The organism is Geothrix fermentans DSM 14018 (assembly GCF_000428885.1).
Lineage (GTDB): Bacteria > Acidobacteriota > Holophagae > Holophagales > Holophagaceae > Geothrix > Geothrix fermentans.
Window position 1 is genome coordinate 360,183 of record NZ_KE386810.1, and the last position, 12,760, is coordinate 372,942.

The 12,760-nt window shown below is 67.7% G+C and carries 13 protein-coding genes and 1 pseudogene; 7 read left to right on the forward strand and 7 right to left on the reverse strand.

Annotation, left to right across the window (positions count from 1 at the left end):
• Positions 1–162 precede the first annotated feature (162 nt).
• From G398_RS18255 to udk, 3 genes are read right to left on the reverse strand one after another with little or no spacing between them, the layout of a single operon-like run.
• Entirely contained in the window at positions 163–792 is a 630-nt protein-coding gene (locus G398_RS18255; RefSeq protein WP_052571907.1) for an NUDIX hydrolase, read from the reverse strand.
• Positions 792–1,109 carry a rhodanese-like domain-containing protein gene (locus tag G398_RS0112195; RefSeq protein ID WP_026853784.1) on the reverse strand — a complete coding sequence of 106 codons (318 nt, stop codon included), beginning with the start codon at positions 1,107–1,109 and terminating at the stop codon, positions 792–794. The genes G398_RS18255 and G398_RS0112195 overlap by 1 nt, the downstream gene beginning before the upstream one ends.
• Positions 1,102–1,755 (reverse strand): uridine kinase, encoded by a 654-nt coding sequence (udk, locus tag G398_RS0112200; RefSeq protein WP_026853785.1) that lies wholly within the window; start codon positions 1,753–1,755, stop codon positions 1,102–1,104. The genes G398_RS0112195 and udk overlap by 8 nt, the downstream gene beginning before the upstream one ends.
• Before the next feature lie 53 nt (positions 1,756–1,808).
• Between udk and G398_RS18260 the strand changes: the two genes are divergently transcribed.
• Positions 1,809–2,432, forward strand: a complete 624-nt coding sequence (locus G398_RS18260; protein ID WP_043484911.1) for a hypothetical protein — start codon at positions 1,809–1,811, stop codon at positions 2,430–2,432.
• A gap of 94 nt (positions 2,433–2,526) precedes the next feature.
• Here G398_RS18260 and tdh (G398_RS20465) read toward each other — a convergent pair.
• Together tdh (G398_RS20465) and tdh (G398_RS0112215) are read right to left on the reverse strand one after the other, a co-directional pair.
• Positions 2,527–2,673, reverse strand: a pseudogene (gene tdh, locus G398_RS20465) (L-threonine 3-dehydrogenase); the annotation flags it as partial.
• A gap of 107 nt (positions 2,674–2,780) precedes the next feature.
• Positions 2,781–3,812 (reverse strand): L-threonine 3-dehydrogenase, encoded by a 1,032-nt coding sequence (tdh, locus tag G398_RS0112215; protein WP_026853786.1) that lies wholly within the window; start codon positions 3,810–3,812, stop codon positions 2,781–2,783.
• Positions 3,813–4,074: 262 nt separating this feature from the next.
• Here tdh (G398_RS0112215) and asnB point away from each other — a divergent pair, with 262 nt between their 5' ends.
• From asnB to G398_RS0112230, 3 genes are read left to right on the forward strand one after another with little or no spacing between them, the layout of a single operon-like run.
• The gene (asnB, locus tag G398_RS0112220) at positions 4,075–5,772 is read left to right on the forward strand and encodes an asparagine synthase B (RefSeq protein WP_026853787.1); all 1,698 of its coding nucleotides are present in this window, start codon (positions 4,075–4,077) and stop codon (positions 5,770–5,772) included.
• A 49-nt stretch (positions 5,773–5,821) separates the two neighbouring features.
• Positions 5,822–6,187 (forward strand): PilZ domain-containing protein, encoded by a 366-nt coding sequence (locus G398_RS0112225; protein ID WP_026853788.1) that lies wholly within the window; start codon positions 5,822–5,824, stop codon positions 6,185–6,187.
• 41 nt (positions 6,188–6,228) lie between these two features.
• Complete coding sequence (locus tag G398_RS0112230) at positions 6,229–6,474, forward strand: hypothetical protein (protein ID WP_026853789.1); 246 nt, start codon at positions 6,229–6,231, stop codon at positions 6,472–6,474.
• A 1-nt stretch (position 6,475) separates the two neighbouring features.
• On the opposite strand, the gene G398_RS0112235 is transcribed toward G398_RS0112230, so the two are convergent.
• On the reverse strand, positions 6,476–7,669 hold the full coding sequence (locus tag G398_RS0112235) for a glycine C-acetyltransferase (protein ID WP_026853790.1): 1,194 nt from the start codon (positions 7,667–7,669) through the stop codon (positions 6,476–6,478).
• Positions 7,670–7,768: 99 nt separating this feature from the next.
• Between G398_RS0112235 and G398_RS0112240 the strand changes: the two genes are divergently transcribed.
• Positions 7,769–8,314 carry a hypothetical protein gene (locus G398_RS0112240; RefSeq protein ID WP_026853791.1) on the forward strand — a complete coding sequence of 182 codons (546 nt, stop codon included), beginning with the start codon at positions 7,769–7,771 and terminating at the stop codon, positions 8,312–8,314.
• Between the two features lie 69 nt (positions 8,315–8,383).
• On the forward strand, positions 8,384–9,727 hold the full coding sequence (locus G398_RS18265) for an MFS transporter (protein WP_052571908.1): 1,344 nt from the start codon (positions 8,384–8,386) through the stop codon (positions 9,725–9,727).
• A gap of 80 nt (positions 9,728–9,807) precedes the next feature.
• On the opposite strand, the gene G398_RS0112250 is transcribed toward G398_RS18265, so the two are convergent.
• Positions 9,808–10,794 (reverse strand): hypothetical protein, encoded by a 987-nt coding sequence (locus G398_RS0112250; protein ID WP_157492406.1) that lies wholly within the window; start codon positions 10,792–10,794, stop codon positions 9,808–9,810.
• A gap of 193 nt (positions 10,795–10,987) precedes the next feature.
• Between G398_RS0112250 and dnaG the strand changes: the two genes are divergently transcribed.
• Positions 10,988–12,712, forward strand: coding sequence for a DNA primase (gene dnaG, locus G398_RS21205; RefSeq protein ID WP_052571909.1), 1,725 nt, complete (start codon positions 10,988–10,990; stop codon positions 12,710–12,712).
• Positions 12,713–12,760 lie beyond the last annotated feature (48 nt).

Here is a 12,760-nt window from a genome sequence, read left to right on the forward strand (position 1 = left end):
GCGAAGCTGCACCCCCAAATCAGCCGCAGCCCCGTTTTCAATCTGTGCAAATCTGTGGATCCGAGGCCGTTTCTCCGTCATCTCCGGCTCCAGCCTTTCATCTTGCGAACATGGGGCTGAGCTTGGCCGATAAGCAGGTCCTGTTAATCCTTCCTAATCCTGTTAATCCTGTCCTTGCTTTGGCCCCGATTCTTCCAACTGCCGGAGCAGCGCGGGCCAGCCCTCCCACAGGCTCAGGAGCTGGAAGGCGGCCAGCACCAGGGCGTGGTGGATATCCCCCTGGGCCATGCGGGCGTGCCACTCGGGCCAGGCGCAGGCCCAGACCTGGAGCTCCTCGGCGGGATCCAACTCCAGGGCCCCCTCCGGGTCGCAGTCCAGGGCCAGGAAGGTGTGGCAGCGGTTGTTCTGGGTGGCCGGGTTGGGGGTGCAGGACCCCAGGGACACCCAGCGTTCGGACCGGAAGCCAGTCTCCTCCCTCAGCTCCCGCCGCGCCGCCGCTTCCGGAGCCTCGCCCACATCGCAGCCCCCGCCCGGAATCTCCAGGGTGGGGGCGTCGATGCCGTGGCGGAACTGCTCGACCACCAGGAGGTCACCCTCCCGGGTGAAGGCCACCACGTTCACCCAGTCGGGCCCCTGGAGGCGGTAGAACGAGTGCTGACGGCCGGTGTGGGGGCTCCGCCGCTGGGCCACGATCTGCCGGAAGAGCCGGGAGTCCTGGCGGATGCTCTCGGATTCCTGGGTCCAGGCGGCACGGGGATCGAAGCCCTCGGGATGGCGGTGCAGCAGCCGCATCAGTACCTCGGGACGGAGGGATCCAGGCGGCTGTAGGCGTCGATGCCGCCGGCGAGGTGGGCCAGGTCCGCGAACCCGGCCCCCTGGAGGAAGCGCAGGGCGTAGAGGCTCCGGGTGCCGTGGTGGCAGTAGGCCGCCAGGGGCCGGGAGGGATCCAGCTCGCCCGCCCGGTCCGCCAGCTCGCCCAGGGGGATGAGGATGGCGCCTGGGATGTGGGCCAGGTCGTATTCCCAGCGTTCGCGCACATCCAGGCGCTGGACGTTCTCCGGCAGGTCCCGGTAGGTTTCGGCGGAGAGGTGGATGCCGTTTTCAAACACGCTGGGGTTCTCCCGGATCGAGCACGCGGCTGCAGATGTGGTGGGTGATGACGTCCAGGGCCGTCCGGTTCTCCACGCCGGTGGGGACGATGAGATCCGCCCAGCGCTTGCTGGGTTCGACGAACTCCAGGTGCATGGGGCGGACGCTCTGTTCGTACTGGTCCATGACGCTCTCGAGGCTGCGGCCCCGCTCCCGGGTATCCCGCCGGATGCGGCGGAGGATCCGGATGTCGGCGTCCGTATCCACGAACACCTTCATGTCCAGCTGGTCCCGCAGCTCCGGGAGGGCGAAGAGCAGCAGCCCCTCCAGGATGACCACCTGCCCGGGGGGCACCGGCTCCTCCCAGCCCGTGCGGTCCGACAGGGTGAAGTCGTAGGAGGGCTTGCGGATGCTCTCGCCCCGGTGCAGGGCCGCCAGGTGGGCGGCCATCAGCTCCAGGTCGAAGGCGTGGGGGTGGTCCCAGTTCACGGGCCGTCCGCCGAAGCGGGCCTTCACCACTTCCAGCGGTGCGTAGTAGGCGTCCATGTCCAGCAGGAGGGTGGCCACCGCCCGCCGCTTCAGCCGCTTCACCAGCTCGGCGGCCACGGAGGTCTTCCCGCTGCCGGAGCCCCCCACGATGCCCACCAGCATCGGCCTGTCGGTCATGTGCCCCCCTTTCCCCCATCCTACCGTCCCAGGCGTCTGCTAAGGTTCAAGCCATGAACCGCACGCCCCTCGCCCCCGCACTGGCCCTTCTCGCGCTCCTGGCCGGATGCAGCTCCGAGGACCCGAGATTGCCGGGAAACCTGTACGAGGAGGCCCGGAAGATGAACCTGGAGGGCCGCAGCATGGAGGCCCGGGCCATGATGAAGCAGCTCGTGGACCGGTATCCCGAATCCGAGGCCGCCCAGCAGGCCACCAAGGACCTCTTCCTCATCGAAGCCTTCGTGAACCGGGACCTGGCCGACCGCCAGAAGCAGGTCCGCGCGGCCCTCAAGCGGGTCACGGACGCCCTGATCCGCTACAAGGGCAAGACTGGCGAGTATCCGGATTCCCTGCAGGGGCTCGTGCCGGAGTACCTCGACCAGGTGCCCGAGTCCCCCTGGGGCCATCCCTTCCTCTACCGGGCCTACGTCGCCCGGCCCGTGGAGGAGGTCCAGGTCAAGCGGGGCCCCATCCGCCAGAAGTTCAACACCAAGCTCGACGGATACTACCTGGCCTGCCTGGGCACTGACGGCCTCCCCGGCGGCGAAGGCCTGGCCGGCGACATCCTCATCAAGGACGGTGCCCCCTGGACCGATGGCCCCTACCCTCCGATCCCCCAGCCTCAACCGGTACGCTGAGGTTCCGATCCACCGTAGGTCCAGCTGCGCACTCCGTGCGCAGCATGCAAAATGCGGCCAATGGCCGCATTTTGCGCGTGCCTTCGGGCCAAAACTACTTAACGCCCCAATCCAGAATCACCTTCCCGCTCTGCCCGCTGCGCATGGCGTCGAAGCCCTTCTGGAAGTCGTCGATGCCGTAGCGGTGGGTGATGACCGGCGTGATGTCCAGGCCGCTCTGGACCATGGCGGCCATCTTGTACCTCCCGACCGCCGGGTGACGGAGCAGAGCCCAGTGGGCTCTGCGGAGTCGGGACCCGGCGAGGAGGGAATCAGGCCGGAGTGGGACGGTCTCTCGATGAGAGCGGGCTACTTCACGCCCCAGTCCAGGATCACCTTCCCGCTCTGCCCGCTGCGCATGGCGTCGAAGCCCTTCTGGAAATCGTCGATGCCGAAGCGGTGCGTGATGACGGGGGTGATGTCCAGGCCGCTCTGGACCATGGCGGCCATCTTGTACCAGGTCTCGAACATCTCCCGGCCGTAGATCCCCTTCAGCTTCAGCCCCTTGAAGATCACCTGGTTCCAGTCGATGGCGCAGTCCTTGGGAAGGAGCCCCAGGAGGGCGATGCGGCCACCGTGGTGCATGGCCTCCAGCATGGACTCGAAGGCCATGCGGTTGCCGCTCATTTCCAGGCCCACGTCGAAGCCCTCGGTCATGCCGAGTTCCTTCATGACCGCCGGCAGGTCCTTCTCCTTGGGGTTCACCGCCAGGGTGGCCCCCATCTTCCGGGCCAGGGCCAGCCGGTACTCGTTCACGTCCGTGATCACCACGTTCCTGGCGCCCACATGCTTCGCGATGGCCACGGCCATGATGCCGATGGGGCCGGCGCCCGTGATCAGCACGTCCTCACCCACCATGTCGAAGCTGAGGGCCGTGTGGGCCGCGTTGCCGTAGGGGTCGAAGATGGAGGCCACCTCGTCCGGCACGTTGTCCGGCACCTTGAACACGTTGAAGGCCGGGATGGAGAGGTACTCCGCGAAGGAGCCCGTACGGTTCACGCCCACGCCCACGGTGTTCCGGCACAGATGGCGCTTGCCGGCCCGGCAGTTCCGGCAGTGCCCGCAGGTGATGTGGCCCTCGCCGCTCACCCGGTCGCCGGGTTTGTAGCCTTCGACCTCGGCACCCACCTTCTCGATGACGCCGTAGTACTCGTGGCCCACCACCATGGGCACGGGGATGGTCTTCTGGGCCCAGTCGTCCCAGTTGTAGATGTGCACGTCCGTGCCGCAGATGGCGCTCTTGTGGACCCTGATGAGCACGTCGTTGGGGCCCATCTCCGGCATGGGCACCTCGCCCATCCAGATGCCTTCCTCGCGCTTGGACTTCAACAGGGCTTTCATGACGCCTCCAACCGCACCATTTCATCATTAAGATCAAGGCCGGCCAACTTCCGCATCTCTCCTTGACGGTTCGTGAAACCAGCCGCTAAGGTGCTTCAAGGCGTTTCATGACCCTCACCCTCTCGCGGATCAACCGCAATACCAATCGGCTCCCTCGCGCGAATCGCGCGTGGGCCGGTGAGGGTCTCGCCTAGACACCTGAAACCCCGGACCACCCCCGATTCGCGTAAGCGGATCGGGGGTTTTGCTTTTTGGAGCTCCCATGTGCGGCATCCTCACCATCCTCGATATCGACCCCGCGCGCTCGAACGCGGCGGAGCTCCGGCGCCAGGCCCTGGCCATGGCCCGGAAGATCCGCCACCGGGGCCCGGACTGGAGCGGCATCTACAGCGACGACCGGGCCATCCTCGTGCACGAGCGCCTCTCCATCGTGGATGTGGAACACGGCGCCCAGCCCCTCGTGGACACCCTTCAGGGAACGGTGCTGGCCGTCAACGGCGAGATCTACAACCACAAGGAGCTGAGGCGGGACCTACGGGAACCCCACGACTTCCAGACCCTCTCCGACTGCGAGGTGATCCTCTACCTCTACGACGAGCTTTCGCCCCGTGACTTCCTCAACCGCATGAACGGCATCTTCGCCTTCGTGCTCTACGACCCCAAGCGGGAGACCTACCTCATCGCCCGGGATCCCATCGGCGTCATCCCCCTGTACCTGGGCTGGGACCGGGAGGATCGGCTCTACGTGGCCTCGGAGATGAAGGCCCTCGTGGGCCACTGCGAGCGCATCCGCGAGTTCCCTCCGGGCCACTTCTACTTGGGCCGCGAGGCGGACAAGGGCTTCCAGCGCTACTACGAGCCGGACTGGGCCGAGCCCGGCCACGTCCCCCAGGAGCCCTACGACCCGGCGAAGCTCCGCGCCGCGCTGGAGGCCGCGGTGCGGCGCCAGCTCATGTGCGACGTGCCCTACGGCGTGCTGATCTCGGGGGGCGTGGATTCCTCGCTGGTGGCGGCCATCGCCGCCCAGTACCGGGATGGCCGCGTGGAGGAGGGCGGCACCTCTCCCGCCTGGTGGCCCCGGATCCACAGCTTCGCCGTCGGCCTGAAAGGCGCGCCGGACCTGGCCCCCGCCCGGCTGGTGGCGGACCACATCGGCGCCATCCACCACGAGATCCACTTCACCGTCCAGGAGGGGCTGGACGCCCTGTCGGACGTCATCCACCACCTGGAGACCTTCGACATCACCACGATCCGGGCCTCGACGCCCATGTATCTCATGATGCGGAAGATCCGGGCCATGGGTATCAAGATGGTGCTCTCCGGTGAAGGGGCCGACGAGATCTTCGGAGGCTACCTCTACTTCCACAAGGCCCCGGACGGCCCTGAGCTGCACGCGGAGACCGTCCGCAAGCTCCAGAAGCTTCACCTCTACGACTGCGCCCGGGCCAACAAGTCCAGCGCGGCCTGGGGCGTGGAGGCCCGCGTGCCCTTCCTGGACCGGGAGTTCCTGGACGTGGCCATGCGCATGGATCCCTCCGTGAAACTGCCCCGGAACGCCCCCCGGCCCCGCCCCATTGAGAAGTACCCCCTGCGGAAGGCCTTCGACGGCCTGATTCCGGACGAGGTGCTCTGGCGCCAGAAGGAGCAGTTCTCCGATGGCGTGGGCTACAGCTGGATCGACAGCCTCAAGACCGCGGCCGAGCGGGAGATCAGCGACGCCATGATGCGGGGGGCCGCCGAGCGATTCCCGGTGAAGACGCCCGAGACCAAGGAGGCCTACCTCTACCGGCGGATCTTCGAGCAGCACTTCCCCAGCGCCACAGCCGTCAACTGCGTGCCCTGGGAGCGCAGCGTGGCCTGCAGCACGGAGACCGCCCTGCGCTGGGACGCCTCCTTCGCCGCACAGGCCGACCCCTCCGGGCGGGCCGTGGCCGATGTGCATGACCACGCCAAGGACTGAGGCGCTATCATTCCCAGACCCGCCGACCCTGCACCTCCGCCGAGCGCACGTGACCATCGAGCAACGACAGCATCCCCGAGTACCCATCGCCTACCGCGTGAAGGTGGTGACGCCGGACCGCATCATCGCGTTCCCCAAGGCCATCAACATCAGCCTGGGCGGCATCCTGATCGGAGGCTCCGACCGCCTGCCGGTGGGCACCTCCTGCGGCGTGGCCATCCTCCTGGAGGAGGCCGAATCCGGCCGGCGCGTGGTCACCCGGGGCACCGTGGTCCGTTCCGATGCCAGCGGCATGGCCATCCAGTTCTCCCGGGAACTGGAAGCCAGCGGCCTCGAGGCCCTGAGGACCCTGATCCGCTCCGTGTCCCCCGAGGCGGATCGGGCCGATGAAGCCCAGCAGCAGGCAGCCGGATAGCCGGCTTCCATCCTTCGCCATGCAGCACCCCCAGAGTTCCCATGCCCGATCCTGATGTCGAACTGGCCCGCCTGATGGAGTACATCAAGCCCGGATCCGGCGCCCGCGGTTCGGGCGGAGAGGACTGGGAGCCCCCCCGCTTCGCGCGCTACGAAGAGATCCGGGAGTGGCTGAGGGAATCCGTCCTGAGCGCCACGATGTACGAGCGCTACCCGGACGGCCGCTGGACCATCCAGCTCCTGCTGAAGGAGCAGGAGCCGGGGATCTACCGCTACATCGTCCTCTAGGTCAGGCGATCACCTTCAGCTCGCGTCCCACCTTGGTGAAGGCGGCGATGGCATGGTCGAGGTCCGCCTTCGTGTGGGCGGCGCTCATCTGGGTGCGGATGCGGGCCTGCCCCTTGGGCACCACGGGAAAGAAGAAGCCGATGACGTAGACACCCTCGTCCAGCAGGCGCTTGGCGAACTCCTGGGCCAGGGGCGCGTCGTAGAGCATGACGGGCACGATGGGATGCTCGCCGGGCAGCAGCTTGAAGCCGGCCTTCTCCATGCCCGCGCGGAAATAGCGGGCGTTCTCGTGGACCTGCTTGATGAGGCCCTGGCTGCCCTTGAGCAGGTCGAGCACCTTCAGCGTGGCGGCCACGATGGCGGGGGCCACGGAGTTGGAGAAGAGGTAGGGGCGGGCCTTCTGGCGCAGCCAGTCGATGGCCACCTGCTTGCCGGCGATGTAGCCACCGGAGGCGCCGCCCAGGGCCTTGCCGAAGGTGCCGGTCATGAAGTCCACGCGGCCCATGACGCCGCAGTGCTCGTGCGTGCCGCGCCCGTTGGCACCCATGAAGCCCACCGCATGGCTGTCGTCCACCATCACCATGGCGCCGTGCTTCTCGGCCAGGTCGCAGATCTCGCCGAGCTTGGCGATGTAGCCGTCCATGCTGAACACGCCGTCCGTCACCACCAGCTTGAAGCGGGCCCCGGCGGCGTCGGCGGCCTTGAGCTGGGCCTCCAGGTCGGCCATGTCGGAGTTGGCGTAGCGGAAGCGCTGGGCCTTGCAGAGGCGGATGCCATCGATGATGGAGGCGTGGTTCAGCGCGTCGCTGATGATGGCGTCCTCCTCGCCCAGCAGGCCCTCGAAGATGGCGCCGTTGGCGTCGAAGCAGGAGGAGTAGAGCTGGGTGTCCTCGAAGCCCAGGAAGGTTGCCAGCTTCTGCTCCAGCTCGCGGTGGATGTCCTGGGTGCCGCAGATGAAGCGCACGGAGGCCATGCCGAAGCCGTGGCCGTCCATCACGGCCTTGCCGGCTGCGATCACCTCGGGGTGGTTGGCCAGGCCCAGGTAGTTGTTCGCGCAGAGGCAGACCACGTCCTTCCCGTTCGCCTTCATCTGGGGCTGCTGGGGCGAGGTGATCACGCGCTCGGTCTTGTAGAGCCCCGCCTCCTTCAGCTGCTCGATCTCGCGGGTCAGATGGGCCAGGTAGGCAGGATTCACGGCGGTCTCCTAATCATCAGCGCCCCATAGGATACTGCGGGGTTGCGTGACGGACGCCCGGTTGTGTCACCATCCTTGCGAACTGGAAAGGATCCGATCATGCGCCCTGCCCTGCTCCTGCCCATCCTCCTCCTGACGCTGGCCTGCAGCTCCAAGCTGGAACGGGCCAAGGCCGAGGACCTGATCCGCAAGGAGTACCCCGTGGTGGTGCCCGTCGCCGTGCCCGAGAAGGCCTCCGCCGAGAAGGGCAGCCCCGAGTACTTGCGCCTGGTGGCCCTCAAGGAGAGCCTGGACAAGAGCGGCTGGTTCGACAGCTCGGTATCGGCCGAAGGGGCCCGGGAGTCCTTCACCTTCCGCCTGAAGCCATCGGCTCCCAAGGACATCAAGGCGGCGCCCAAGGGCTTTTCCATGCCCGCAGCCGAGGCGGTCTTCGTGCGGGCCGTGCGCATGGAGCCCACCCGCGAGGGCGCCCGGGTGGCCTACGAGATCCGCCTGGACAAGCCCACGGCCCAGTTCCCCATCTTCCAGTCCCTCCATCCAGATGCGAGGATCGGCCAGTCCAAGCAGCGCCACGCCACCTTCGAGCGCCGCCGGGGAAGCTGGGAGCTGACGGGCACGGATGAGACCTTCCGCAAGGCGGAGTGATCCGCGTTACAGCCTCGTTCCTTGGGTCCCGGGGAGCCCTCCATTACCCTTGAAGCCATCGAGGTTCTCTTGGATCACAGTCCCGCCTTCCGTCTGCGCCGGTTCCTGAACTGGTTTCCCCTGGGGCTGACCTACGCGGCCATGTACATGGGGCGCTACAACTTCAACATCGTGAAGAACGACATTGGCGCCTGGTACCACCTGGACAAGGCGCAGATGGGCCTCATCGCCTCCGCAGGCTTCTGGACCTACGGCCTGGCGGTGGCCTTCAATGGCCCCCTGGCGGACCGCATCGGCGGACGCAAGGCGATCCTGCTGGGCGCCATCGGCGCCGCGGCCCTGAACCTGGCCATCGGCCTCATGTTCCTGAACAACCATGTCAGCCAGGTCCTGGTGAGCATGAGCCTGCTCTGGAGCGTGAACATGTACTTCCAGAGCTTCGGGGCGCTGTCCGTGGTGAAGGTCAACAGCACCTGGTTCCACGTGAAGGAGCGCGGCATCTTCGGCGGCATCTTCGGCATCATGATCAGCTCGGGCTACTTCCTCGCCACCACCATCGGCGCCTGGCTGCTGGCCAGCTTCCGGAGCTGGACCGTCATCTGGTTCGTCCCCGCCGCCGCCATGGCCTTCATGTTCGGGGTGGACTGGTTCCTCGTGCGGAACCGCCCCAGCCATGCCGGCCAGGCGGACTTCGACACCGGCGACGGATCCGACGCCGCCTCCGCGGATGAGACCCCCCTGCCCTTCGCCGACCTCATGCGGAAGGTCTTCCACAACCCGGTGGTCGTGTCCCTGATCTTCGCGGAGTTCTGCACGGGCTTCGTGCGCCAGGGCGTGATGCTCTACTTCACCGAGTACCTGCAGGAGGTCTACCACCTCGGCAAGAAGGAGCACCTCTTCTGGTGGACGGGCATCGCCTTCATGGGCGGCGGCATCCTGGGCGGTCTGCTCTGCGGCTGGATGAGCGACAAGCTGTTCCAGTCGCGGCGCCCTCCGGTGGCCTTCGTGTTCTACCTGGTCCAGGTGGCCATGCTGGGCCTGCTGGGCATGGCCCTGGGCCAGGGCACCTGGGGCGGCCAGGTCTGGGCCGTGGTGCTGCTGGGCCTCACGGCCATGTTCATCTTCGGCGTCCACGGCATGCTCAGCGGCACGGCCAGCATGGACTTCGGCGGACGCAAGGCCGCGGCCTCCGTGGCCGGGGCCCTGGATGGCATCCAGTACATCGGCTCGGGCCTCACGGGCTTCGGCCTGGGATGGATCCTCAAGACCTACGGCTGGGACGGCATCGCCCTCCACGGCCACCAGCCCGCCCACGCCTGGGTCTGGGTGGGGAGCATCATCCCCTTCAGCCTCCTCGGCGCCCTCATCATGACCCGCATCTGGCACGCCAAGGCGGGCGCCAGCGCCCACTGAACAAGGATTCAACGCAGAGGCGCAAAGGTGCGGAGAGGGTCTTTCTTCGCGCCTTTGTGGCTTTGCGTTAGATCATTTGTTCATTTGGCGAGCTGGTCGAACGCCGCCTTGAGGCCGCCGTGGATGGCCGCCACGTCCGCGGGCTTCCAGAGCTTCTGGTCTACGCGGACAAAGGTGGTGAGGTCCTTCCGGTTGTCGAAGCGGGCCACGGGGAGGTGGTAGATCCTGGTCTCGTAGCGGTCTCCGGCCTGGATGAGCCGCTCCACGCGGATGGTGCCGGGGCGGTCGCTCTGCTCCATGAGCCAGGCCATGTCGTCCGTGCCGTACTGGCCCAGCATGACCTCCATGGGGACGCTGTGGTGGAGGATGCTGCCCTGGCCATCCGGCCGGCCACGCTCGATGTTCTTCCGGCGGCTCTCCGTGGGATCCACCCAGACGTAGAGCACGCAGGCTTTCTGGAGGATGGCCGGGTCCAGCGTCTGGAACGCGGTCTCGTAGCCATGGGGCGGGCACAGCGGGAAGGCCGAGCCGTTGGCCCCGCCCCGGGCCGCCTCGATCACCAGGGTGCGGCCAGCCTTGTCCTGGGCGTTCTGGCGGTTGAGGGTGTCCAGTTCGGCGCGGCACTCCCCTTCCAGGGCCTCGGCCATGCGCACCCGGATGCGGTGGGGGATGCCGCCCAGATACTCGGGCAGGCCCACCTTGGCGTGGGCCGCGTCCAGCCGGTCGAAGAGATGTTGGGCGGCGCTGGCCACCTCGGTCTGGCGGCTGGCCATGAGGTTGGCGTGGTCCTCGTTCAGCAGCTGAATGAGAACGGCCCACGTCCAGTTATCGCGGAAGGGCCGATCGGGGCCGTGGTAGTAGGCGTAGCCGAGGCCGTTGGCCTTCAGTTCGTCATCGATGCGGTGCATGAGGTGGACGTAGGGGTAGTCGTCCAGCTGCAGCGTGGGCCCCATGTGGAAGTCGTTCCGGCACTGGTCCGGCGTGAGGCTGGCGAGGTAGCGCCGGACCTCCGACTTGCCCGAGGCGGGCAGGCTGAACAGGAGGATCGTGTCGAGAAGCTGGCTCATGGATTCCACCGGACGAATCCTCAAATATGCCACGCCCTGGCCATTCGGGAATCAGGGGAGCAAAGACACTCGCAGAGAGCGCTGAGAAAGCGGAGGCTGCAGAGTATGCTCTTGGAAGGCACCTGTCTCCGCACCCTCAGCCACCTCTGCGACCCTCCGCGAGTGTGGTTTCTTTTTTCTGGAATGTTCAACCATGCGCGACCGCGAGATCGTCGAGCGCGTCCGGGACGCCACGGATCTGCTGGCCCTGGTGGGCCAGGCGGTGAAGCTGCGCAAGCAGGGCTCGGCCTTCGTGGGCCTCTGCCCCTTCCACGCCGAGCGCAGTCCCAGCTTCCAGGTGGTGCCGAACCGGGGCTTCTACCACTGCTTCGGCTGTGGGAAGCACGGTGACGCCTTCGCCTGGCTCATGGAGCGGGAGGGCATGACCTTCCCGGAGGCCCTGGAGCAGCTGGCCCGGGCGGCGGGCATCGACCTGCCCCAGCGCCGGGAGCGCCCCGCGGCCGAGCTGGACCTGGAGACCCGCCTGCGGAGCGCCCTGGAGGCCGCCCAAGCCTTCTACGAGCGGCAGCTGGAGCGCCACGAGGGGGCCCGGACCTACCTGCGCCAGCGCGGCTACGAGGGCCCCTTCGTCGCCGAGGCCGGCTTCGGCGTGGCGCCGGATGGCTGGGATCCCCTGGTGACCCACTTGCGGGGACTGAACTTCTCGGCAGAGCTGCTGGAACAGGCGGGCCTGGCCAGCCGCAGCGAGCGCGGCACCCAGATCGACTTCCTCCGCAACCGCCTGACCATCCCCATCCACGACGGCCGGGGCCGGCTGGTGGCCTTCGGCGGCCGGATCATGGGGGACGGCCAGCCCAAGTACCTGAACACCCGCGACACGGTTCTCTTCCACAAGGGAGAGACGCTCTTCGGCTTCCACCGGGCCAAGGGGGCCATGAAGGACGGCGCCCTGGTGGTGGAGGGCTACTTCGATGTGCTCCAGCTCCACCAGCACGGCATCCACCAGGCCGTGGCGCCCCTGGGCACGGCCCTCACGGAGGACCACCTGAGGGCCCTGGGCCGCTTCACGCGCCGGGTCATCCTCTGCTTCGACGGCGACGCGGCGGGGCGGCGGGCCATGGAAAAGAGCTTGCGCCTGGCCCTGCCCCTGGGCTTCGAGGTGCGGCTGCTGGAGCTGCCCCAGGGCGAAGACCCCGACACCTGGTGCCTGAAGCTGGGCGGCGAGGCCTTTCAGGACCTGCTGCGGGCGGCACCGGACTGGACGGCCTTCATGATCGACCGGGCCATGGAGGGCAAGGACCTGCGCCGCATCTCCGACCGCATGGGGGCCTTCAAGGATCTGCTGGACTTCCTCCCCTACCTGCCCCGCACCACCGAGAGCCGCGACCTCTTCGCCAGCCTGGCCCACCAACTCCAGGTCCCGCTCCAGGAACTGGACCGGGCCGTGCGGAGCCGCCAGGCGCCGGCCCGGGAGACGGAGGTCCCCGCCTCGTCCGCCCCCTCCCTGGAGGTCGATGACCTGGTCCGCAGCCTCCTGCTCCTGAGCACCGCCGGGCTGTGGGGCCGCGTGCAGGAGGTTCCGCCCGCCTGGTGGGAAGGGCTTGCCGGGGCCCCCCTGCTCCAGGCCCTCCTGGATGCGGAGGGCGAGCCCTCACAACTCCCGGAGGAGGCCCTGGCGGCCCTGCGCCGCCTGGAAGCCCAGGCCAGCCGCCAGGATGAGGCGGGCCGAGATGCGGAGGCCCTCTTCGCGAAGCTCGAGGGGCGCTATGTGGATCGGGAGATGCAGGCCAACAACCGGCTTCTCCTGGATCCTGCCACCCAGGTGGACCCTGCCCTCCAGGCGCGGGTCATGGCCCGCCAGGACGAACTTCTGCGGCGCCAGAAGGACCTCTCCCGCCGGCGGAGGGCCCCGCGCTGAGGCACAACCTGGAGATCCGGCCCTTGCCTGGATCCGCAGATCCCCTAT

Excerpts from the sequence above, each read along its gene's own strand:
- G398_RS18255 (WP_052571907.1), bottom strand. The coding sequence starts at position 792 with ATGCGGCTGCTGCACCGCCATCCCGAGGGCTTCGATCCCCGTGCCGCC.
- udk (WP_026853785.1), bottom strand. The coding sequence starts at position 1,755 with ATGACCGACAGGCCGATGCTGGTGGGCATCGTGGGGGGCTCCGGCAGC.
- G398_RS18260 (WP_043484911.1), top strand. The coding sequence starts at position 1,809 with ATGAACCGCACGCCCCTCGCCCCCGCACTGGCCCTTCTCGCGCTCCTG.
- tdh (WP_026853786.1), bottom strand. The coding sequence starts at position 3,812 with ATGAAAGCCCTGTTGAAGTCCAAGCGCGAGGAAGGCATCTGGATGGGC.
- asnB (WP_026853787.1), top strand. The coding sequence starts at position 4,075 with ATGTGCGGCATCCTCACCATCCTCGATATCGACCCCGCGCGCTCGAAC.
- G398_RS0112230 (WP_026853789.1), top strand. The coding sequence starts at position 6,229 with ATGCCCGATCCTGATGTCGAACTGGCCCGCCTGATGGAGTACATCAAG.
- G398_RS0112240 (WP_026853791.1), top strand. The coding sequence starts at position 7,769 with ATGCGCCCTGCCCTGCTCCTGCCCATCCTCCTCCTGACGCTGGCCTGC.
- G398_RS0112250 (WP_157492406.1), bottom strand. The coding sequence starts at position 10,794 with ATGAGCCAGCTTCTCGACACGATCCTCCTGTTCAGCCTGCCCGCCTCG.
- dnaG (WP_052571909.1), top strand. The coding sequence starts at position 10,988 with ATGCGCGACCGCGAGATCGTCGAGCGCGTCCGGGACGCCACGGATCTG.